The organism is Nonomuraea sp. NPDC049695 (assembly GCF_040674955.1).
Taxonomy (GTDB): domain Bacteria; phylum Actinomycetota; class Actinomycetes; order Streptosporangiales; family Streptosporangiaceae; genus Nonomuraea; species Nonomuraea helvata.
The window spans coordinates 114,843-135,191 of record NZ_JBFANV010000019.1 but is presented as its reverse complement, the minus strand read 5'-3'; the positions used below and the strand labels follow the sequence as shown (position 1 = coordinate 135,191).

Below are 20,349 nucleotides of genomic sequence, written 5' to 3'. Positions count from 1 at the left end.
GTCAGCCTGCACGGTCAGCGGGCTGCGGAAGGGCCGCCACCTCCGGCAGGCCCGCCCGCCCGCAGCTCACCTGGCCGCGCGACCAGACCTGACGCCTGGGCGCCGTCAGGCCGGGACGCGGGCGCGGCGCCAGGCGTACGAGCTCACCGCGATGCCCGCGAGCGTGACGGCGGCCGCCACGACGTAGAGGGAGCGCAGCCCGAACCCGCCGTCGATGACACGCCCGCCGAGCCAGGCGGCGAAGGCCGCGGCGAGCTGGTACGCGGACGCGTTCACGGCCATGGCCAGGGTCGGCGCCGCCGAGGCGGTGGACAGGACGCGCGCCTGCATGCCGGGGATGACCGAGAAGCCCACGGCGCCGAGCACGAACACCATCACCGCCGTGAGCACCAGGCTGCCGCTGACCGCCCACATGAGCACGAGCGCCGCCGCGAGCACGCTCAGCAGCCCGAGCTGCGACCGCATCGGCGCCCGGTCCGACAGCCGGCCGCCGGCGAAGTTGCCGACGGCCGCGCCGACCCCGTACACCAGCAGGAGGACGGCCACCGCCGCGCCGGGGAAGCCGGTGACGTTCGTGACCAGGGGCGCGAAGAAGGTGAACACCATGAGCAGCCCCGCGTTGCCCACGGCCGTGACGGCGATCGCGAGCTGCACGTCGCGGGCGCGGAACACGCGCAGCTCGGCCACGGCCGACGTGCCGCCCCCTGTGCCGCCCACCGTGTCGCGCACGTCCGGCACCAGCCGCCACACCAGCAGGAGCCCGGCCGCGCAGCACGCCGCGACGGCCACGAACGTGGACCGCCAGCCGTGGTCCTCGCCGATGAACGTGCCGATGGGCGCGCCCAGGATCATCGACAGGTTCATCCCGAAGACGAGCTTGGAGACGGTGGACGCCTGCTTGCCCGGCGCGGCGGTGGAGACGGCGATGACGATCGCGTTCGCGAAGAACGTGGACGTCACCAGCGCCGTGACGATCCTGGCCGCGAAGAGCACGCCGTACGCGGGCGCGAGCGCGGAGGCGAGGTTGCCGGCGACGGTGATCACGAGCAGGACCAGGATGAGCGGTTTGCGCGGAAAACGGGCGGTGAGCGCCGTCAGCACGGGGCCGCCGACGATCATCCCGATGGCGTACGCCGTCACCAGCAGCCCGGCGGCCGGGATCGAGACGGCCAGGTCGGTGGCGATGTCCGGGAGGATCCCGGCGATGACGAACTCGCCGGTCGTGATCCCGAAGACGCACAGCATCAGTGACGGCACAGTGAGCCTCATCAGGCTTTCACTCTCTCTCTTTCTTTACAGATCAGTACAAAATGAGGGCGTAAAAAGGGCCGCGGCTCGACGGACCGCGGCCGGGATCTCTACAGGGCGGCGACGGCCCCCTCGACGACATCAAGGAGCGCGTTCCTGTCGTCGGTGACCTTGGCGAGCACGCGCAGGCCGTAGTACGCGCTCTGGAACGCGCGCGCCACCTGACGCGGCGGCCGCTCCCGCGACAGCTCGCCCGTGCTCTGGCCGATCTCCACCAGCCGGCACAGCGCCTGCTCCAGGTCGGTGAACTGGCGCCGCACCAGCCCCGCGACGGCCTGGGTGCGCCCGCCGGCCTCGGTGGCGGCGTTGAGCGCCAGGCAGCCGCGCCGGCCGGGGTCGGCCATGTCGGCGTCGATCACGCCGAGCATGAGGTCCCTGAGCCGCTCGCGCACCGACCCCGCCTCGGCCAGCATCGCCAGCTGCGCCTCGGCCCTGGTCTCGGCGTAGCGGCGGATCGCCTCCTCGTACAGGCGGTGCTTGCTGCCGAAGGCGTTGTAGAGGCTGCCGCGACCGAGGCCGGTGCGGGCGCACAGGTCCTGGGTGCTGGTCGCTTCGTACCCTTTCTCCCAGAACACCTCCATCGCGGCGTCGACGACTGCCTCATCGCTGAACTCACGCGGCCTGCCCATGAGAGGAGGCTAGCGGATTTTGTACAGGACAGTAAAGAACCCTAGGGAGTGGTGGCGCAGTACTCTCCGGTGGCGGCGGTGTGGTGCATGCATACCTTGTCCCCGCTGACCAGCACCACAGCCGGGTAGAAGTCCCCTTCGAGCGCCGTGCCGGTGACGCTCGTGTCCAGGGAGCCGGGGGTGGGGACGCCGTTGACGGTGAACGAGAAGACGGCCGTCGTCGGCGCGGGCCGGATCACGAACCAGTAGCGGTAGTCGCCGGGCACTCCGCGGATCTCCTGGCAGAGCGCCGTCTCGGGCGCGCAGAAGCCGTCGGCCTGCGCGAAGGCGGCCGGGGTCGATCCCCCGAACGCGAGGACTCCCGAGATCATGGCCGCCACGACGGCGAGGCGGCGCGGAAGACGGGACTCTGGGTTCGGGGGCATGCATGTCACCTTTCCTGACCGGAGCATGAAGCGTCCCGCACCCGCGGGCCGGGACGACACCATCATCATGCGATCGATCTTCCGGCTCCGCCAGCCGCCGGCGGCGCCTATAGGCCGTCGATGCGCTGACAGAGCCCGTAGACGAAGCGGGCGCGGTAGGTCGCGCCCTCGTGGGTGAGATCGACCGCCCAGTGGTGCGGGGCCTGGCCCTCGAGGTGGACGGCGCCGGGGAAGCTCGCGCCGACGTCGCCGACGACGCATCCCCAGGGGACCAGCTCGTCGAAGGAGAACGTCCTCGGGCCCGCGGGGCGGACGAACCACTGGTTCCACACCTCGCCGCCGGGGCCGGTCAGGACCTCGAACTCCAGCCCCGGCCATGAGGGCAGGGCCCAGCGGGCCACGTCGCAGGTCAGGCTCCCCACGGAGGTCGTGCCGGCGTACGAGGGAGGGCCGAGCAGCCTGCGCGGCCCTTTCGGAGGCCGCGGCGAATGGAGCATCCTCGTCCAATGGGCGTGGGCCGCACGCAGCTCGGCCCTGGACGCGCCCATGTCGTCCAGCGCCTCCTCCACCCTCTCGGGGTTGAGGTCGCGCATCCGGTGCATCAAGGACAGCTCGAACTCCCGCACGCCGAATCCCACCCACCTGTTCTACCTGGTCCCCGGAGCGGGCGGGGGAGGTCAGCAGGCGCGCAGGCGGACCAGGGCGCTGGCGTAGTCGCCGCGCAGGTCGAGCGGCAGGCCGCGCGACATGAGCACCGCGCCGTGGTGCACCGCGCCCGTGTCCTCGTCGCGGTAGCGGGCCAGCGGGTCGAGCCCGGCCAGGCGGAGCGGAGGAAGGGGCGCGCCGAAGGCGGCGGGGCCGCGCCAGGCGAGCACGGCGATCCGGTCGCCGTGGACGTACTGCACCCCGTACGGGAGCCGCCACAGCCGCCCGAACTGCACGACCGGCCGGATGTCCTTGTAGACGGCCACCAGCTCGGCGGCCTCGGACAGCTCGGCCTCGCTCCAGCGGGCGAGATCGCCGCCGAGCCCGAGCGCCCCGGCCATGGCCACGTGGAAGCGGAAGCGCAGCGGCACGGCCCGGCCCGTGAGCGGGTTCGGGCTGTCGGTCACCCAGGCGGCCATGACGCGGGCCGGGTAGACCTGGCTGAATCCGCGCTGGATCGCGATGCGGTCGTGGGCGTCGGTGTTGTCGGAGGTCCACACCTGGTCGGTGCGGGCCAGGATACCCAGGTCGGTACGGCCGCCGCCGCCCGCGCACGCCTCGATGCGCAGGTGTGGGTGGTCGGCGCGGAGCCGGTCCATGATCGAGTAGACGGCTCTGACGTGGTCGATCCAGAGCCGGTCCTGGTCGGGGTCGCCGGGCAGGCCCGCCTCGGTGAAGGCGCGGTTGAAGTCCCACTTCAGGAAGTCGACGGCGTGCTCGGAGACCAGCTTGTGCAGCCACTTGTGCGCCCAGTCGGCGACGTCGGGCCGGGCGAAGTTCAGCACGAGCTGGTTGCGCAGCAGCGTGCGCGAGCGGCCCGGCATGTGCAGGACCCAGTCGGGGTGGGCGCGGTAGAGGTCGCTGTCAGGGTTGACCATCTCGGGCTCGACCCACAGGCCGAAGCGCATGCCGAGCCGGTGCACCTCGTCGATGAGCGGGCTCAGCCCGTCAGGGAAGCGCTCCTCGTTGACCCACCAGTCGCCGAGCCCCGCGCCGTCGCTGGTACGCCCGCCGAACCAGGCGTCGTCCATCACGAACAGCTCCACGCCCGCCCCCGCCGCCAGCCGCGCGAGGTCGCGCTGGTTGGCCTCGTTCACGTCGAACCCGACGGCCTCCCACGCGTTGTAGACGACCGGACGGAGCTCCTCCGGCCGAGGCAGCACGTGCCTGGCGACGTGGTCGTGCCAGCGGCGGCTGGCCTCGCCGTACCCGTCGGGCGCGTACACGCCTGCGGACACCGGCGTCACCCACTCCTCGCCCGGCGCCGGCCGCCAGGTGAGGCCCTCGTGGCCGAACCCGCCGGTCCAGCTCAGCCGACCGGACGGCGTGCGGGTGAGCGTGACGCGCCAGCTCCCGCTCCAGGCCAGGGCGCAGCTCCACACCTCGCCGTGCCCCTCGCCCGCGTCACCGCCGTCGATCATGAGCCAGGGGTTCGCGTGGTGGCTGGTCACCCCGCGCCTGCTGGTGAGCGTCGTCTCCCCTACCACCAGTTCGGTACGGCTCAACGCGTGCTCCGAGCTCCAGCCGCCCGTGACGTGGCTGAGCCGGTAGCCGTCCAGCATCGGAACGCTCCAGGCCGCCGAGTCGCACCGCAGCACGGTCACCGGCACCTGCGAGCGCAGCACCGTCCAGCGCTCGATCACGTCGCTGTCCTCGTACACCCGGTAGTGCAGCTCGACCAGGAACGGGTGGCGGCGGTCGGAGAAGCGCAGCGTGAGGTGGCCGCCGTCGATGTCGTGACCCTCGTGGCGCCACTCGATCCCGCGGTCACCGCCGGGGAAGACGACCTGCAGCGACGGCGTCTCGAACCGCGCGCCGGCCTCGGTGACCAGCTCCTCCTCCCCCGCCGTGCTGTCGAAGCTGCTGGCCCCGAACGCGGCGGGCGCGGGCAGACCGGCGGCCTGCTCGGCGGTCAGCACCGGCCCCCAGTGCAGGCACCGCGGGGCGTCGTCGTCCGCCAGGGCGACGACGTAGCCCGTGGCCGGGGTACGCAGCAACCACCTGCGGCTGGAGGCATCGAAGGTCACTGATCGCATGCCGCGAGCCTAAGCACGCCCCTGCTCGAATTCAATTCTTGACGAAGTTAATTACTGCTACTATTGCACTCATGCACCCTCGGCTCACCACGACCCCGGCGGCGGCCACCGTGTTCACCATGGTGCTGACGCAGGGGCCGGTCTCCCGGGTGGAGATCGCCAGGCGGAGCGGGCTGTCGTCCGCCGCCGTCACCAAGGCCGCCCGCCCGTTCATCGAGGCCGGCTACCTGGAGGAGCTGGAGGCCACCGAGCGTACGGCACCCGGGGCGGGCCGACCGGCCAGTCCGCTGTCCATCCGGCCGGACCGGGAGTTCTTCTGCGGCGTGAAGATCACCCATGAGGAGCTCATCGGCGTGGTCACCGACCTGCGCGCCCAGCCGCTCTTCTCGGCGCACCGCCCGCTGGACACCACCTCGGTCGAGGGCGTGGTGGCGGCGCTGGCCGGGCTGGTGTCCGAGCTGCTGGCCGCCGACCCCGCATACGGCGAGCGCTGCCACGCGCTGGGCCTGGCGGTGTCGGGCGACGTCGACAAGGCCCACGGAGTGGTGCGTTACTCGCCTTTCCTGCACTGGCGTCAGGTGCCGCTGGCGCGGCTGGCCGCCGAGGCGACGGGCCTGGCCGTCACGATCGAGAACGATGTCAAGTCACTCACCGTGGCCGAGCAGTGGTTCGGCGACGGGGTGGGCGCGGCGTCGTTCGCGCTGGTCACCGTGGGGGTGGGGATCGGCTGCGGGCTGGTGGTGAACGACCGGGTGGTGGCCGGCTCGCACGGCGTGGCCGGGGAGATCGGCCACATCCCCGTCGGGGGTGACGAGCCCGAGTGCCACTGCGGCGGGCGCGGCTGCGTCGAGGCCATCGCCGGGACCACGCCCCTGCTGGCGGCCGCCCGCGCGGCGTCCGGCGACGGGTCGCTGACCGTCGAGGCCGCCATCGGCGCGGCTCACGCGGGGGACGCGGCCGTGCGGGAGGTGTTCGCCCGCGCGGGGCACGCGATCGGGCTGGCCATGGCGGCGATGGCGAACCTGTTCGGGCCCGAGCGGATCGTCGTGACCGGGGACGTGCCGGGGCTGCTGTCGTACGAGCTGTTCGAGGAGCAGCTCAACCGGTCGTTCACGGGCCAGGCGTTCGGCGCGGCGGCCGACTGCCGCCTGCTGCTGCGCCCGAGGTCGTTCGAGCAGTGGGCCCGCGGCGCCGCCGCGGTCGCCATCCAGCAGCATTTCACCCTCGAGTGAGCGCCGCTGCCTGGACTGAGGAGCGCAGGGAGCGAAGCGACCGGAGCGACGAGGGAAGGCAGCGGATTCCAGCGAGCGAGACGCCTCACGAAGTGAGGCCATGAACAGGACGGAGCTTGAGTGACCGCGGCACCCGGCGTCTGGCAGCCCCACGATCGAGCGTTCGAGCAGCCGGAGGAGGTGCGGGTCGAGGCGGCCGGGCTGGAGTTCGCGTGCACGGCGGCGGCCGCGCTCACCTGGACGGTCACCGAGCCGTCCCCCGGCGTTCTCGAGCTCCGCGTCACCCCTGACAGGGCGGCCGACGTACGCGTCGCCTGGCGGGTGCCGTGCGTGGACGCGACCGCCTTCTGGGCCGCCGACGGCGGCGAGCACCGGGGGCTGCCGCCGTTCTGGCGCCGTCCCCGCACGGCGGCTCTGGAGAAGAACGCGCCCGTCGGCTGCCTGGTGGGAGCCGGTGACGTGGCCATCTGCACGTTCGCCGCGGGCGAGGTCGTCAGGCCCGTGCGGACGCGCACCGGCGTGGTGGAGGAGACCGGCGAGTTCGGGTTCTGGGTGGAGCACGAGGCCAGCCCGGACGCGGGGCTGCTGCTGCGGCTCGACCTCACCCGGCGGCACTTCGCGGCCACGCTGTCCGGCGTGGCGGACTGGTGGCGCGCGCTGCACGGCCCCGTCGCCGACGTGCCGGAGGTGGCGCGGATGCCCGCCTACTCGACCTGGTACGCCATGCAGCAGCACGTCAGCGCCGAGAGCGTGGAGCGGCAGGCGGGTCCTGCGGCCGAGCTGGGCTGCGAGGCGATCATCGTGGACGACGGCTGGCACAGCGACGACCGGGGCCGCGGGTACGGCTACGTCGGCGAGTGGGAGCCGTCCCCCACCTCTTTTCCCGATATTTCGGGACACGTGGCCAAGGTCCGGGGCGACGGGCTGGCCTACCTGATCTGGTACGCCCTGCCCTTCGTGGGCCGCCACACGGCGCTCTGGGACCGCGTGGAGCCGTACACGCTGGCCTACAAGGAGCACATGAACGCGGCCATCGTCGACCCCCGCTACCCGTACGTCCGCGACCTTGTGGCGGGCCACCTCACCCGCGCGGTCACGGAGTGGGGCATGGACGGGCTCAAGATCGACTTTATCGACCAGTTCGCCGTGGAGAACCCGCCGCCGCCCGGTCCCGAGGCGGACTGCGAGACGGTGAACGAGGGCGTGCGCAGGCTCCTGGCCCAGCTTCCGCGCGACTGCCTGGTCGAGCTGCGCCAGCCGTACGTGAGCCCCGGGCTGTGGCCGTTCGCCACGATGGTCCGTGCCTCGGACTGCCCGCTCAGCCCGGCGCACAACCGGCAGCGCACGGTGGACCTGCGGCTGATCGCGGGACCGCTGGCCGTGCACGCCGACATGCTGATGTGGCATCCCGGTGAGCGGCCCGCGCGCGTGGCCACCCAGCTCATCAGCGTGCTCTTCGCGGTGCCGCAGATCTCGGTGGACCTGACCTCTCAGACGCCCGAGCAGGCCGAGGTGCTCCGGTTCTGGCTGGGGTTCTTCCGCGAGCACGCGGAGGTGCTGCAGCGCGGCTCCTTCCGGCCGGCCCGGCCTGACCTGGGCTACCCGCAGGTGACGGCCCGTTCGGAGGACACGGTCGTCACCGCCCGCTACGCGCCGGTGCCCGTGGAGGTCCCGGCCACCGGCACGCTGTGGCTGGCCAACGGCGACGCCTCCTCCGACGTGCTCCTCCAGGTCTCCGACTCGGGTACGGCCCGCGCCACGATCCGCGATTGCCGCGGCCGGATCGTCAGCGAGAGCACCTTCGCCCTGCGCCCCGGCATCGCCCAGGTCACCGTGCCGGAGGGCGGCCTGCTGCGCCTGGAGCGCTGACACTCCCGGATCGACGCCGAGCCGCCACCGCGTGCATGCGGCGCGCACGAAAGCCGGGCCGAGCGGGTCCCAGGGGGCGGAGGTGGAGGCGCAGCCGCTTCAGCGCCCGTGAGTCGGCGGCTGCGCCCCGGTCCTCGTCAGGGGCGGAGGCGGTCCAGGAACTGGGCCTGGTAGAGCGAGGGCGGGAGGAGCCCGGGCTGGTTCGCGCCCTCGATGTACCCGGCCGGCTGCTGGAACGGCCCGTCGCCCGTGATCGTGCCGTGGCAGCCGATCGCGTAGTTCTGGGCGGTCGGCGGCTTCTGCACGATCAGCCTGCTGGTCGACACGTCGCAGTTCCAGGCCACCGAGTGGGCCGCCGACCACCCGTGCGAGGTGCCGTAGCGGCCCCGGTTGTAGAGGCCGAGCGTGTAGTCGTAGTGCGGGTCGATGTCCTTGTGGCCGTCGAACAGCAGGCCCTGCGACCAGCGCCGGTGGCCCTCGCTGGAGTTGAGCGCGTACTCCGACGTGCCGCGCAGGAAGACGATCCCGGAAACCGTGCTGTGGCCGTTGGAGACGAACGCGTGCCGGGCCTTGTACGCGTAGCAGTCGCGGAAGAGCACCTGCTGGGAGTAGACGTAGGTGTTGAAGTTGTAGCGCCTGCTCCCCGTCACGATGCTGACCGGATCGACGGCCCGGCAGTTCTCGACCGTGGCGCGGGTGGTCTCCTGGGTGGCGACCCCGGCCTGGGTGAAGTGGAGCATGGTGCAGTCCCGCACCCAGGAGTCCTCGGTGCGCAGCAGGACGATCGCGTTGTAGGCGTGGTCCTCGTCCTGCTCGGGGTCGCCGTGATACTCGACGTCCACGCGCAGCCGCTCCACCCCCACCTGGGTGACGAGCCCGGCCCTGTCCCACTTGTAGAGGAAGGACGGGGACAACGCGCGGTTGAGGTGGTTGAAGACCGGTACATCGATCTTCACGATGTTTCCGGAGACTTCGCGGACGTACCGGTTGTAGATGATGGGGTGCTCCCCCACCTGCCAGGCGGGCCCCACGTCGTGGCCCCCGTAGTCGATGGCCTTCAGCCACTCCTCGGTGCATGGATGGGTGATCACGATGTTGTCGCCGGGCCGCAGCGAGCCGGGGCTCGCCACCTCGAACTCCCGCGATCCCACCTGTACGAAATCGGTGGTGATGTCGGTGCGGGTGCCGGGGACCTCGCCGGTCCAGCCGCCGCCCGCGCTTCCGCCGGCCACGATCACGTCGCGGTCCTTGGGCGTGTTGCCGGTGGCCTTGATGATCGTGTTGCTCGCCGGGTCCTCGCCGTCGCCCGTGCCGCGCAGCACCGTGCCGCTCGCCCGTACGTACAGGGTGCCCGCCACCGGGTAGACGCCGGGCAGCAGGAGCAGGGCGCCGCGCCGCTCGCGGGGCAGCGCGGCCACCTCGTCGAGTGCCGCCTGGACGTGGGCTGTGTTGTCGCCCTCCACCGGGCGGATCGTCTTGACGACCGGCACGTGGGGGATCGGGCGCTCGCCGTTGCGGTAGCCGGCGTGGCTGAAGTCCGGGATGCGGTTGCCCTCCGCGTCCTGCTCGTACACGAGCCGTCCGCGCCGGTCGTAGCGCACCAGACGGGACTGCCAGAGCGCCGAGGCGCCCGCCGGTAGCGCGCCCGCTGCGGACAGCGCGAGCGCGCCGCTCGCGGCGAGCACCGCCCGCCTGCTGAGGTCATGAGCCATGTCCACCTACTTGATGACGATCTTGTCGAGTTCGGGCCCGCGCGCCGTGAGGCCGAAGAACCGGATCGTGTTGACCCCGGCCACCAGGTCCACCGGCACCGTCGCGGTCGTCACCGTGTCCTTGGTCCCGGTCATCGGCACCTGGATCGCGTCGCCGCCGTTGACGCTGACCGAGAACGACTGCGAGCCGTCCACCAGCGCGTACACGGTCATCTGCCTGGTCCCGGTGGTCTCCGACAGCACGCCCCTGACGACGGCGTAGTCGTAGACGTTGCCGCCGATGAGGATCACCTTCCGCCCGCCGGAGCAGACGGCGCAGTACGCGGGCTCGGCCGCGCCCTCGAAGACGTTCCCGACCCGTTCGGCCTCGTACGTCCCCGGGCTCCGGTCCGGAGGCGGCAGCTGCACCGGCGGCGTCGCGGACCCGAGCTGCTCCGCCTTCAGGTCCTTGACCAGCAGGTACGTCTCCTGCAGCCCGGCGCTCTTGATGCTGCGGTAGATGCCCCACTTGGGCCGGTTGTACTGCTCCTGCGTCCACCAGAGGTCGATGTTCTCGGCCTTCTGGTCCACGATCGTCCGCGAGCCGTTCTTCGGGCCATCGCGCAGCACCCACCGCATGTAGCCGGCGTCGCCGGACTTGAACTCGATGGTGGTCGTGACCCACTTGTTCTGGATCGGCTCGAGGTCGGCCGTCGCGAAGTCGTGCGACTTGTTGTCCTCCAGCGTCCAGTAGCGAGCCGCGATCTTCTGCACGCCGTTCACGACCGGCAGCGAGATCTGCGCGATCGGGGTGCCGACGTCGGAGTTCTTCAGCTGCCAGATGTGGGTGAAGTTCGTGGTCGCGTCGAGCGTGTCCGGGATGTACATCTGGTACGTGATCCGCCAGGTCTCGTCCTTGCGGATCTCCAGCGGCGTGCCGTCGGCGGCGCGCATGCCGCGTACCTCGTTGCGCATGCGGTCGGAGCCGTCGCGGTCCTCCAGATGGGCGTCGAACCGCCAGTAGTTCTTCTCGGCGTGGACGTGCGGCAGCCCCTCCGGGTGCGAGCCGCGCCGGTCGTCCTCGAGCGCCTCGAACGCGTTGACGCCGTCGCGCCACGGGCTGGGACTCCACCGCGTCTCCCAGCGAGGGGACCCGGTGACAGACGCGGCGGGCCCGGCCGGGGCGGTGGCCGCCCCCGCCGTGCCCATCGGCTGCGCCGCGGACGCCGCCACCAGCGCGAGCGCTGACAGGACGCCCGCCCAGCGCAGGTTGTGCGTTCTCCTCATCCGGCCGCTCACTCGCTCGCGCCGGTGAGCTGGTAGGCCTTGAGGTTCCTGATCAACAGGTAGGTGTTCTGCAGACCCGAGCTGTTGATGCTGCGGTAGATGCCCCACTTGGGCCGCAGGTACTCGTCGTCGCCGCGCCACAGGTCCGTGTTGTCCAATCGCTTGTCGACGAGCGTGGTCGAGCCGTCCTTGAGCGTCCAGCGCAGGTAGCCGCTGTCGGACGCCTTGAACTCGAACGTGGTGTCCACCCACTTGCCCTGGATCGGCTCCAGGTTCGTGCTGCCCACCTCGTGGGTCTGCTCGGACTCGTCCCAGTACCGTACGTTGATCTTCTGGGTGCCGCCGGAGACCGGCAGCGACATCGTGTAGAGGGGCGCGCCTGAGCCGGGCACCTTCATCTGCGCGATGTGCGAGAAGCTGCTGGTGGCGTCCAGCGAGGTCGGGATGTACATCTGGTAGCTGATGCGCCAGGTCTCGTTCTCGAGGATCTTGAGGTACGAGCTGCCGCCGGTCCGCATGCCCTTGACCTCGTTGCGCTGGCGGTCGTCGCCGTCGCGGTCGCGGGTGTGCATGTCGAAGCGGTACGCGTCGCCGGAAACGTAGATGTGCGTCACGCCGGGGTGGGAGTCGGAGCGGTCGTCCTCGATGCCCTCGAACGCCTCGGCGACCGTGTCGTTCGCGGGATTCGGGCTCCAGCGCAGCGTCCACGCGGCAGCGGCGGCCGGGGTGGCGGGCAGGGTGGCGGCGGGCAGGGCGGCGACGGTGAGCACCAGTGCGGCTAAGACTCCTGTGGTTCGCTTGTTCATGAGAGCTCTCTCCTCAGGTGGAGGGTGAACCCGCCGTTGGGGGGGACGGCGAGGTCGAGCTTGCCCCCGGCCGAGACGGTGACCGTCTCGGCGAGGATCCGGTCGCCCGGGGCATCCCGGTAGATCTCGGCCGCCCACTCCCCTGGGTCGAGGAAGTCGAGCGGCACGGTGAGCGTGCGGGCCTCGCCCGCCACGCCCGCGCCGACGTACCACTCGCCGCCGCTCCTCCTGGCCAGCAGGATGTGGTCGGCGGGGTCGCCGGACAGCAGCCGCGTCTCGTCCCAGGCGGTGGGGACGGCCGACAGCAGCCGCAGTGCCTCCGGCCGGGCCTCGTAGGCCTCGATGCCGTCGGCGAAGTGCTGGACGCCGGACTCGAAGATCACCGACAGCGCGAGCTCGAACCCGGCCGAGATCGTGCGCACGCCGGTGAACGTGCACGGCGTGAAGTCCATCGGGCCCTGCACGTTGCGGGTGAAGGCCAGCGACAGGTAGTGAGCGGGCTGGTAGAGCGGCTGCTTGCCGGGCTTCGGCTTGATCCACTCGGCGCCCTTGACCGCTTCGGCGGTCATGAACTGCGGCCAGGTGCGCTCGGTGCCGCGCGGGATGGTGCCGCCGTGGAAGACCACCATGAGCTTCAGCCGGGCGGTGGCGGCCAGGATGGCGTCGAACCAGCGCATCCGGTCCTGGCCGTCGGACTCAGTGAAGTCGATCTTCACGCCGACCGCGCCCCACTCCTTCCAGAGCGCGAGCTTCTCGCGGTGCTCCAGCTCGGTGTCCACGTGCTGCCAGTGCGACCAGAGCCAGATGCCGACGCCCTGCTCGGTGGCGTAGGAGATCAGCTCGGGCATCCACTCCTTGTTCCAGCCCGCGTCGGCCAGCACGTACGGCCAGCCGTTGCGGGCGGCGAAGTCGACCCAGCGCTTCTGGGCGTCCAGGTCACGGGTGGAGGGGCCGTCGGACCACCACGACCAGGCGGCGGCCCCCGGCTTGATCCAGGAGGTGTCATCGACCTCGGACGGCGCCGCGAGGCTGGTGACCAGGTCGCTCTCCACGATCGTGGCCAGGTCGCCGACGATCAGCGTGCGCCAGGGGGTGGTCAGCGGGCTGGCCGCGGTCACGTACGGGTCGGGCAGGTCGAGCCGGAACGCGTGGCCGTCGAAGCGCAGGCGGGAGCCGGCGTAGCCGCTGTCGAGGTTCGACTCGGTGACCAGCAGCCAGGAGCCGCCGACCTCGAAGAGCGACGGGTAGCCGTACAGGATGGGCTCGGCGTCGGCGACGCTGCCGTGGCGGTGGATCTCCTCGTAGTCGCACCGGCCGTTCTCGTACGGGAGCAGCACCGCGCGGGCCGCGCCCGGCACCACGTACTCCGAGACCTCCTCCACGACGGTGACCGGCCCCGTCCACGGCACCACGTACCGGTACGCCACGCCGTGCCCGCCGACCCGGATCTGCAGGTCGAGCCGGTGCGTGCCCTTGGTGAACGACAGCGTCCACTCGCCGGCCTCGTAGTGGTGCTCGCGCCGCTTGCCGATGACCGTCCGATAGGTCTCCTCGATCCGCTGCTCGGACATCCCGGACAGGACGAGCCCTCGGCTCAGGTCCTCGTGCGCGGTCCTGATCCCGAGCCGGGACGGCTCGATCACCACGCGGCCGGCGTGGCGCACCTCGAGCGTCAGCTCTCCCGAAGGGGAAAGGGCGAGCGCTGCTTCCAGGTCCTCGTCGCTGAGCGTCCAGTTCGGCACGATGCCCTCCAGGAGACAAGAGATAGGAGGAGTCGATCGCGCCTCACCCTCCGCCCCTGCGCGCGGCGCGGCGGTCGCTCAAGGCGTCCAAATCTCCTCACAGTGCGCTAGAGACTAGGGTGAAAGCGCTTTCAATTCAATTCTTGACGAAGTTAATTACCGGGTCTACGGTACGGCCATGGCTCACGGACTGCCACAAGACCAGCCCATCAGCCCGTCGATACATCCGACCTCTGATGCCCGGCTGGCCGAGTTCCGTGAGCAACGATTCGGGCTGTTCATCTACGGGGTGTTCGACCCGACCCTCCAGCTCCCGATGCAGCGCCCGGACGTGGCGGTGCCGGTGATCGAGCTCTTCCTTTGAGAGGCCCTCCATGGAGATGAACCGTCGCCAGATGCTGGCCCTGGCGGTGGCGGCCGCGACCGCGCCCGTGCTGTCCGCCTGCGCGGACACCAGGCAGCAGAAGCAGGCCGCGGCGCCGGTCCAGTCCGGCGCCCAGCTGATCGACCCCAACCGGCCGGGCAGCGATGCCTGGCCGTTCGAGGCGGCCGAGCAGCTCAACAACTCGCTGACCTGGCCGAAGACGAACGTGGCCGACCCGGCGTCCAAGGTGACGATCACGGTGGCGATGACCACGGACGCCGTCACCGAAGTGCGCAACGCCCAGTTCGACTTCTTCTTCAAGAAGCGCCACCCGAACATCGAGATCAAGCGCGAGTCGTCGCCCTTCGACCAGTTCCTGACGAAGTACATGGCCCAGGCGGCCGGCGGCACGCTGCCCGACGTGCTCTACAACCACTACTCCTGGACGCAGAACCTCATCGCGAACCAGATGCTGCACCCCGTGGACGAGTACATCGCCAAGACGCCCGAGTTCGACATGGAGGACATTCCCCAGCGCGGGCTCGGCTACTTCAAGCGCGACGGCAAGCTGTACGGTCTGCCCACCGACATGGCGCCCAAGCTGCTCTTCTACAACAAGGACCTGTTCGACAAGGCCGGCCTCGACTACCCGGACGAGAGCTGGACATTCGACAAGCTCTTCGAGACGGCCAGGAAGATGACCAGTGGGTCGGGCGCGGGGAAGATCTACGGCTTCTCCCCCATGCCGGTGCCGGCCCCCGACCTCAGCGCCGTCTTCCTGATGCCGTTCGGCGGCCGGTTCCTGGACGCCTCCGAGTCCAAGGTGCTGATCAACGAGCCCAAGGCCAGGGAGGCCATGGGGCGCTGGCTGGACCTGCTGCTCAAGGACAAGGCGGTGCCCAGCCTGGCCGAGCTGCAGCTGCTGGAGAAGGTGGACCCGTTCAAGACCGGGCACGCGGCCATGCTGATCAACGGCGCCTGGCTGATGCTGGAGCTGTCCAAGCAGAAGGCGTTCAAGTGGGGCGCCACGCACGTGCCCAAGGGCCCCGACGGCCGCTTCACCCCGGCCGTGGGCAGCGCGCTGGTGATGACCGCCTCGTCGAAGAACAAGGACGCCGCCTGGCTCTACATGCACGAGTTCCTGTCGTCGTCGGGCTACAAGTTCCGCCAGATCACCTCGCCCGCCCGGCAGTCCGCCTGGGACGCCAACGCCAAGGCCGTCGGCATCCCCGCGGAGACGGCGAAGCTGGTCAAGGACGTCCTGGCCGACTACGCCTCCGACGACGGCGTGCTGCGGCTGCCGGCCAACAAGAAGGTCGTCGACACGGCCAAGCCCATCTGGGAACGCGCGATGCTCGGCAAGATCAGCGTGGACGACGCGCTGAAGGAGATCGCCGACAAGGTCACCCCCATACTGGCCGAGAACAAGATCGCATGACCGCCGTCAGCGTCCCCAACCCGCTGGCGCGCCGCGAGGCGCGCCGCTTCCACCTGTTCGTCTCGCCGTGGGTGGTCGGGTTCGTGCTCTTCAGCGCGGGCCCGATCCTCGCCGCCATCGTGCTGAGCTTCATGCAGTGGAACCTCCTGCAAGCTCCCAAGTGGGTGGGTTTCGCCAACTACGTACGCATGGTCAACGACCCCGAGTTCTGGGAGTCGATCGGCAACACCGTGGAGTACGGCCTCGGCTCGGTGGCGCTCGGCGTGACGTTCACGTTCCTGCTGGCGCTGCTGCTCAACCAGCCGCTGCGCTTCCAGGGCCTGTTCCGCACCGTGATGTACCTGCCCTCGGTGGTGTCGGGCCTGGCCACTGCGCTGCTCTGGCTGAACATCCTGCACCCTGACTACGGGCTGATCAACAAGGTGCTGGCGTCGTTCGGCATCCAGGGTCCCGGCTGGCTGGCCTCGCAGGAGTGGGCCATCCCCGGGCTCGTGCTGATGAGCGTGTGGGGCGCGGGCAACACGATCGTCATCTACCTGGCCGGTCTGCAGGGCATCCCGAGGACGCTGTACGAGGCCGCCGAGATCGACGGGGCGGGGTGGTGGCGCCGGTTCTGGAGCGTGACCGTGCCGATGATGTCGCCGGTCATCTTCTTCAACGTGGTGACCGGGTTCATCGCGGCACTGCAGAGTTACGTGCTCATCCTGGTCATGACCGAGGGCGGTCCCGGCAACGCGACGATGGTGCTGGGCCTCTACATCTACCGGCACGCGTTCGTCTACTTCGACATGGGCTACGCGGCCACGCTGTCGTGGGCGATGTTCGTGCTGGTCATCGCCGTGACCGCGATCCAGTTCAGCCTGGCCAGGCGCTGGGTGCACTACGAGTTCAAGTGAGGTCGCCGATGCTCGTCGAGACCGCGGTCAAGCCCGCGCGCCCCACCAGGCCGGGCACGTCCCTGACCTCGGAGCAGGCCGAGCGCGTCAGGAGGATCCGGCGCTCCGGCGCGTACATCCTGCTGGCCATCAGCTCGGCGGTGTTCCTGCTGCCGTTCCTGTGGATGGTGACGACCTCGCTCAAGTCGGACGCCGAGAACCTGGCCTTCCCGCCGCAGTGGCTGCCGGACTCCTTCAACTTCGACAACTACCTCAAGGGCTGGACCGGGTCGCTGCCGTTCAACCGCTTCCTGGTGAACACGATCGTGATCACCGGGCTGTCCATGGCGGGCAACCTCATCTCGTGCATCCTGCCCGCGTACGCGTTCGCCAGGCTGCGGGCGCGGGCGGCGGGCGTCATGTTCGCGGCGCTGCTGGCGACCATGATGATCCCGCGCGAGATCACGCTGGTGCCGAAGTTCGTGATGTTCTCCAAGCTCGGCTGGGTCGACACGTACCTGCCGCTGATCGTGCCGGAGTTCTTCGGCGTCGCGCTCTACATCTTCCTGCTGCGCCAGTTCTTCACCACGATCCCGCAGGAGCTCATCGACGCCGCCCGCATCGACGGGGCCTCGGAGCTGCGCATCCTGTGGACCGTCATGCTGCCGCTGGCCAAGCCCGCGATCGCGGCGATCTGCCTGTTCTCCTTCGTCGCCAACTGGAACCAGTACCTGGAGAACTCGATCTATCTGCGGTCGATGGAGAAGATCACCCTCGCGCAGGGGCTCGGCATGTTCAACGGTCAGTACGTGACCCAGTACAACCAGATGATGGCCGTCGCGCTAGTGTCAATGCTGCCCATCCTTATCATCTTTTTCCTGGCACAGAAGACGTTCATCCGGGGAGTCACGCTCACCGGAATCGCAGGAAGGTAATCGTTGGACGACGTTAAGGATAAGTACGAACGTCAGCCGTACCGACGGTGCGGCCGCAGTGGTCTCCTCCTCCCCGCCGTGTCGCTCGGCCTGTGGCACAACTTCGGCGGGGGCAAGCCCCTCGACAGCCAGCGCGCCATCTTCGCCAAGGCGCTCGACCTCGGCATCACGCACTTCGACATCGCCGACCGCTACGGCCCGCCGCTCGGCGCCGCGGAGGAGACGTTCAACCGGCTGCTGCCGCGGTCGCTGCGCGACGAGGTGGTCGTCACCACCAAGGGCAGCAACCCCATGTGGGACGGCCCGTACGGCAAGGGCAACTCGCGCAAGCACCTGCTCGCCACGCTCGACCGGTCGCTCGGGCGGCTCGGCCTCGACTACGTGGACATCTTCTACCTGCACCGCGACGACGAGGACACGCCGCTGGAAGAGCAGGCGGCCACGCTCGACCACATGGTCCGCACGGGGCGCGCCCTGTACGTGGGCGTGTCCAACTTCTCGCCGGAGCGCACCGCGCAGATCGCCCGGCTGCTGCGCGACCTCGGCACCCCGCTGCTGATCCACCAGCCGTCCTACTCGCTGCTCAACCGGCGGATCGAGCGCGACCTGCTGGGCGTGCTCGAGCAGGAGGGCGTCGGCTGCGTGGTCTACTCGCCGCTGGCCCAGGGCCTGCTCACCGACCGCTACCTCGAGGGCATCCCCGCCGACTCGCGGGCGGCCGAGGGGCGCTTCCTCACGCCCGACCGGGTCACGCCGGAGGTGCTGGCGTTCGTACGGGCGCTCGCGGAGCTGGCCTCCTCCCGCGGGCAGACGGTGGCGCAGCTCTCCCTGGCCTGGGCGCTCAGGGACCCGCGCATCACCTCGGTGCTGGTCGGCGCGTCCAGCCCCGAGCAGCTGGAGGCGAACGTGGCCGCGGTGGACCGGCTCGACTTCACCGAGGACGAGCTGGCGACCATCGACCGCGCCGCCAAGGAGGCGGGCATCGAGGCATAGCTCCTCGCGGGGAGCCGCCGCTGCCCGGGGGACCGGCACGATCACGTGCACCGGTTGATGGACCGCCCGGGCAGCGGCCACCTGCTCGTGGCCGCCGCACCTCTCTCGTTGACGGTAGTTCGCACTGCCAACTAATCTAGTTCGCGGTGCGAATAGTTCGCGCTGCCAACTAGTGAGGTGAGCACATGGCGGACCCTTCTTCGCGCGTCGTGGCGTCCCTGGTCACGGCCGTCTTCAGCTACGCCCTGATGCAGACGGTGGTGGTACCCGCACTCGGCCTGCTGGCCCGGGAGCTGGACGCGACGCCCACCTGGTCGGCCTGGATCCTCAGCGCGTTCCTGCTCTCGAGTGCCGTGCTGACCCCGCTGCTCGGGCGGCTCGGCGATCTGCGGGGCCGGCGGCGGGTGCTGATCGGTGTGCTGGTGGCGTACGCGGCCGGGATGGTGGGGGCGGCGCTGGCGCAGGACATCGGGCAGCTCATCGCGGCCCGGATCGTGCAGGGCGCGGCGCTGGCGGTCGTGCCGCTGTCGATGGCGATCCTGCGCGAGGCGGTGCCCCGCGAGCGGCTGCCGTTCGCGATGGGGCTGGTCTCCGGTGTCGTCGGGGCCGGCGCGGGGGCCGGGCTGGTGGTCGGCGGGCTGCTGGCCGACCACCTGTCGTGGCGGTACCTGTTCGTGCTGGGCGCGGTGCTGGCGCTGGTCAGCCTGGTGATGGCGGCCAGGTGGGTGCCCGCCGGGGAGCGGACCGCCCCCGGCCGCCTGGATCTGCCCGGGGCGGCGCTGCTGGGGCTGGGCATGGTCGCCGTGCTGCTCGCGCTGACCAAGGGCCCCTCGTGGGGGTGGGCGTCGGCGCCCGTGCTCGGGCTCTTCGCGCTCGGGGTCGTGCTGCTGGCCGTGCTCGTGGCCGTCGAACGACGCAGGAGCGATCCGCTCATCGACATCGGGGAGCTGACCGACCGGCCGATGCTGGCCACCCACGTCTCGGCCCTGCTGTTCGGCGCGGTGTCGTACTTCTTCTACGTGGCGATGCCGCTGTTCGCGCAGCAGAAGCCGGTGGCGGGCGCCGTGGGCTTCGGGGCCTCGGTCACCGTCGCCGGGCTGCTGATGCTGCCGGGCATGCTGGCCATCATCCCCGCGGGCACGGCAGTCGGCCGGATCTCGGCGGCGCTGGGCCCGCGCGGGCCGCTGGCCGCCGGGTTCCTGCTGTTCGCGGCCGGGGCGGCGCTGCTGGCTCTCGGCCATGCCGCGTACTGGCAGCATCTGGTGTTCTACGGAGTCGTCGGCGCCGGCTCCGGGCTGGTCATGGGGGCGCTGCCGAAGCTGATCGCCGACATCGTGCCGCTGGAGCGGACCGGCACCGCCAACGGCATCAACAACATCGTCCGCACCGTCGGCAGCGTCGTCGGCAGCCAGCTCGCCGCCGCGGTCGCCGCCTCTTCCGGCCCGGTCGTCCCCGACTCCGCGTTCTCGATCCTGTTCTGGCTGGGCGCGGCCGGGGCGCTCCTCGGGGCCGCCGTCTCCCCGCTCGCCGCCGTCGCGAGAGCGGAGCAGCACGCATGACGACCGTCTTCACCGCACTCGAGCTCGCCTACCTGCGCGAGGAGGCGCGGCTGGGCAGGCTGGCCACCGTGGGGCCCGACGGGATGCCACACGTGGCACCGGTCGGCTGGTCTCTTGCCGGAGACGGAACGGCCATCGAGATCAGCGGGCGCAACTTCGGGCGCTCCAAGAAGTTCAGGGACGTGGCCCTTACCGGTCGCGCCGCCCTGGTTGTCGACGACGTGCTCCCGCCGTGGCGGCCACGCGGCGTGGAGATCCGGGGCCGGGCCGAGGCGCTGGCGGGCGCGCGGCCCCGCATCCTGCTGCACCCGACACGGATCGTCAGCTGGGGCCTGCACAGCGGCCAGAGCATCGAGGACACCTACCGAGCCCGCGACATCCCCACGCCGCCGTAACGGAACATGCTTCCCATTAGTGTGCTACGTTGACTCCTTAAGGGGACAGTTAGCCCATTA

Annotated in this window: 18 protein-coding genes; 9 read left to right on the top strand and 9 right to left on the bottom strand. The window is 70.6% G+C overall.

Annotated elements, in window-relative coordinates:
- Positions 1-105: 105 nt before the first annotated feature.
- The 5 genes from AB0J64_RS19235 to AB0J64_RS19215 form a co-directional block, all read right to left on the bottom strand.
- A complete protein-coding gene (locus AB0J64_RS19235; RefSeq protein ID WP_364028414.1) occupies positions 106-1,269 on the bottom strand; it encodes an MFS transporter in 1,164 nt (387 codons plus the stop codon).
- 89 nt (positions 1,270-1,358) lie between these two features.
- Positions 1,359-1,937 carry a TetR/AcrR family transcriptional regulator gene (locus tag AB0J64_RS19230; protein ID WP_364028412.1) on the bottom strand — a complete coding sequence of 193 codons (579 nt, stop codon included), beginning with the start codon at positions 1,935-1,937 and terminating at the stop codon, positions 1,359-1,361.
- A 41-nt stretch (positions 1,938-1,978) separates the two neighbouring features.
- Complete coding sequence (locus AB0J64_RS19225) at positions 1,979-2,362, bottom strand: hypothetical protein (RefSeq protein WP_364028410.1); 384 nt, start codon at positions 2,360-2,362, stop codon at positions 1,979-1,981.
- 107 nt (positions 2,363-2,469) lie between these two features.
- Positions 2,470-3,000, bottom strand: a complete 531-nt coding sequence (locus tag AB0J64_RS19220) for a hypothetical protein (protein ID WP_364028408.1) — start codon at positions 2,998-3,000, stop codon at positions 2,470-2,472.
- Positions 3,001-3,039: 39 nt separating this feature from the next.
- Positions 3,040-5,103: an alpha-galactosidase gene (locus tag AB0J64_RS19215; protein ID WP_364028406.1), complete on the bottom strand. Its 2,064-nt coding sequence runs from the start codon at positions 5,101-5,103 to the stop codon at positions 3,040-3,042.
- Positions 5,104-5,174: 71 nt separating this feature from the next.
- Between AB0J64_RS19215 and AB0J64_RS19210 the strand changes: the two genes are divergently transcribed.
- Positions 5,175-6,335 (top strand): ROK family protein, encoded by a 1,161-nt coding sequence (locus tag AB0J64_RS19210; RefSeq protein ID WP_364028404.1) that lies wholly within the window; start codon positions 5,175-5,177, stop codon positions 6,333-6,335.
- A gap of 120 nt (positions 6,336-6,455) precedes the next feature.
- Entirely contained in the window at positions 6,456-8,204 is a 1,749-nt protein-coding gene (locus AB0J64_RS19205) for a glycoside hydrolase family 36 protein (RefSeq protein ID WP_364028402.1), read from the top strand.
- A gap of 137 nt (positions 8,205-8,341) precedes the next feature.
- On the opposite strand, the gene AB0J64_RS19200 is transcribed toward AB0J64_RS19205, so the two are convergent.
- Genes AB0J64_RS19200 through AB0J64_RS19185 form a run of 4 tightly spaced genes read right to left on the bottom strand, consistent with a single transcriptional unit; the run spans position 8,342 to position 13,730 of the window.
- Positions 8,342-9,916, bottom strand: a complete 1,575-nt coding sequence (locus AB0J64_RS19200; protein WP_364028400.1) for a hypothetical protein — start codon at positions 9,914-9,916, stop codon at positions 8,342-8,344.
- 6 nt (positions 9,917-9,922) lie between these two features.
- The gene (locus AB0J64_RS19195) at positions 9,923-11,182 is read right to left on the bottom strand and encodes a hypothetical protein (RefSeq protein WP_364028398.1); all 1,260 of its coding nucleotides are present in this window, start codon (positions 11,180-11,182) and stop codon (positions 9,923-9,925) included.
- An 8-nt stretch (positions 11,183-11,190) separates the two neighbouring features.
- Positions 11,191-11,988 (bottom strand): hypothetical protein, encoded by a 798-nt coding sequence (locus AB0J64_RS19190; RefSeq protein WP_364028396.1) that lies wholly within the window; start codon positions 11,986-11,988, stop codon positions 11,191-11,193.
- The gene (locus AB0J64_RS19185; RefSeq protein WP_364028394.1) at positions 11,985-13,730 is read right to left on the bottom strand and encodes a glycoside hydrolase family 97 catalytic domain-containing protein; all 1,746 of its coding nucleotides are present in this window, start codon (positions 13,728-13,730) and stop codon (positions 11,985-11,987) included. The genes AB0J64_RS19190 and AB0J64_RS19185 overlap by 4 nt, the downstream gene beginning before the upstream one ends.
- 178 nt (positions 13,731-13,908) lie before the next feature.
- On the opposite strand from AB0J64_RS19185, the gene AB0J64_RS19180 reads away from it, so the two are divergent.
- The 7 genes from AB0J64_RS19180 (at position 13,909) to AB0J64_RS19150 (ending at position 20,289) form a co-directional block, all read left to right on the top strand.
- Entirely contained in the window at positions 13,909-14,094 is a 186-nt protein-coding gene (locus AB0J64_RS19180; protein ID WP_364028392.1) for a hypothetical protein, read from the top strand.
- A 16-nt stretch (positions 14,095-14,110) separates the two neighbouring features.
- Positions 14,111-15,532: a sugar ABC transporter substrate-binding protein gene (locus tag AB0J64_RS19175; protein WP_364028390.1), complete on the top strand. Its 1,422-nt coding sequence runs from the start codon at positions 14,111-14,113 to the stop codon at positions 15,530-15,532.
- Entirely contained in the window at positions 15,529-16,428 is a 900-nt protein-coding gene (locus tag AB0J64_RS19170; RefSeq protein WP_364028388.1) for a sugar ABC transporter permease, read from the top strand. The genes AB0J64_RS19175 and AB0J64_RS19170 overlap by 4 nt, the downstream gene beginning before the upstream one ends.
- An 8-nt stretch (positions 16,429-16,436) precedes the next feature.
- Positions 16,437-17,342, top strand: a complete 906-nt coding sequence (locus AB0J64_RS19165) for a carbohydrate ABC transporter permease (protein WP_364028386.1) — start codon at positions 16,437-16,439, stop codon at positions 17,340-17,342.
- Positions 17,343-17,345: 3 nt separating this feature from the next.
- Entirely contained in the window at positions 17,346-18,335 is a 990-nt protein-coding gene (locus AB0J64_RS19160) for an aldo/keto reductase (RefSeq protein WP_364028384.1), read from the top strand.
- 185 nt (positions 18,336-18,520) lie between these two features.
- The gene (locus AB0J64_RS19155; RefSeq protein ID WP_364028382.1) at positions 18,521-19,894 is read left to right on the top strand and encodes an MFS transporter; all 1,374 of its coding nucleotides are present in this window, start codon (positions 18,521-18,523) and stop codon (positions 19,892-19,894) included.
- Complete coding sequence (locus AB0J64_RS19150; RefSeq protein ID WP_364028380.1) at positions 19,891-20,289, top strand: PPOX class F420-dependent oxidoreductase; 399 nt, start codon at positions 19,891-19,893, stop codon at positions 20,287-20,289. Before AB0J64_RS19155 ends, AB0J64_RS19150 begins: the two co-directional genes overlap by 4 nt.
- Positions 20,290-20,349 lie beyond the last annotated feature (60 nt).

Bases quoted from the DNA above. Each gene is read 5' to 3' on its own strand.
- AB0J64_RS19235 (WP_364028414.1), bottom strand. From the start codon at position 1,269: ATGAGGCTCACTGTGCCGTCACTGATGCTGTGCGTCTTCGGGATCACG.
- AB0J64_RS19230 (WP_364028412.1), bottom strand. From the start codon at position 1,937: ATGGGCAGGCCGCGTGAGTTCAGCGATGAGGCAGTCGTCGACGCCGCG.
- AB0J64_RS19225 (WP_364028410.1), bottom strand. From the start codon at position 2,362: ATGCCCCCGAACCCAGAGTCCCGTCTTCCGCGCCGCCTCGCCGTCGTG.
- AB0J64_RS19215 (WP_364028406.1), bottom strand. From the start codon at position 5,103: ATGCGATCAGTGACCTTCGATGCCTCCAGCCGCAGGTGGTTGCTGCGT.
- AB0J64_RS19210 (WP_364028404.1), top strand. From the start codon at position 5,175: ATGCACCCTCGGCTCACCACGACCCCGGCGGCGGCCACCGTGTTCACC.
- AB0J64_RS19200 (WP_364028400.1), bottom strand. From the start codon at position 9,916: ATGGCTCATGACCTCAGCAGGCGGGCGGTGCTCGCCGCGAGCGGCGCG.
- AB0J64_RS19195 (WP_364028398.1), bottom strand. From the start codon at position 11,182: ATGAGGAGAACGCACAACCTGCGCTGGGCGGGCGTCCTGTCAGCGCTC.
- AB0J64_RS19190 (WP_364028396.1), bottom strand. From the start codon at position 11,988: ATGAACAAGCGAACCACAGGAGTCTTAGCCGCACTGGTGCTCACCGTC.
- AB0J64_RS19180 (WP_364028392.1), top strand. From the start codon at position 13,909: ATGGCTCACGGACTGCCACAAGACCAGCCCATCAGCCCGTCGATACAT.
- AB0J64_RS19175 (WP_364028390.1), top strand. From the start codon at position 14,111: ATGAACCGTCGCCAGATGCTGGCCCTGGCGGTGGCGGCCGCGACCGCG.
- AB0J64_RS19170 (WP_364028388.1), top strand. From the start codon at position 15,529: ATGACCGCCGTCAGCGTCCCCAACCCGCTGGCGCGCCGCGAGGCGCGC.
- AB0J64_RS19165 (WP_364028386.1), top strand. From the start codon at position 16,437: ATGCTCGTCGAGACCGCGGTCAAGCCCGCGCGCCCCACCAGGCCGGGC.
- AB0J64_RS19155 (WP_364028382.1), top strand. From the start codon at position 18,521: ATGGCGGACCCTTCTTCGCGCGTCGTGGCGTCCCTGGTCACGGCCGTC.
- AB0J64_RS19150 (WP_364028380.1), top strand. From the start codon at position 19,891: ATGACGACCGTCTTCACCGCACTCGAGCTCGCCTACCTGCGCGAGGAG.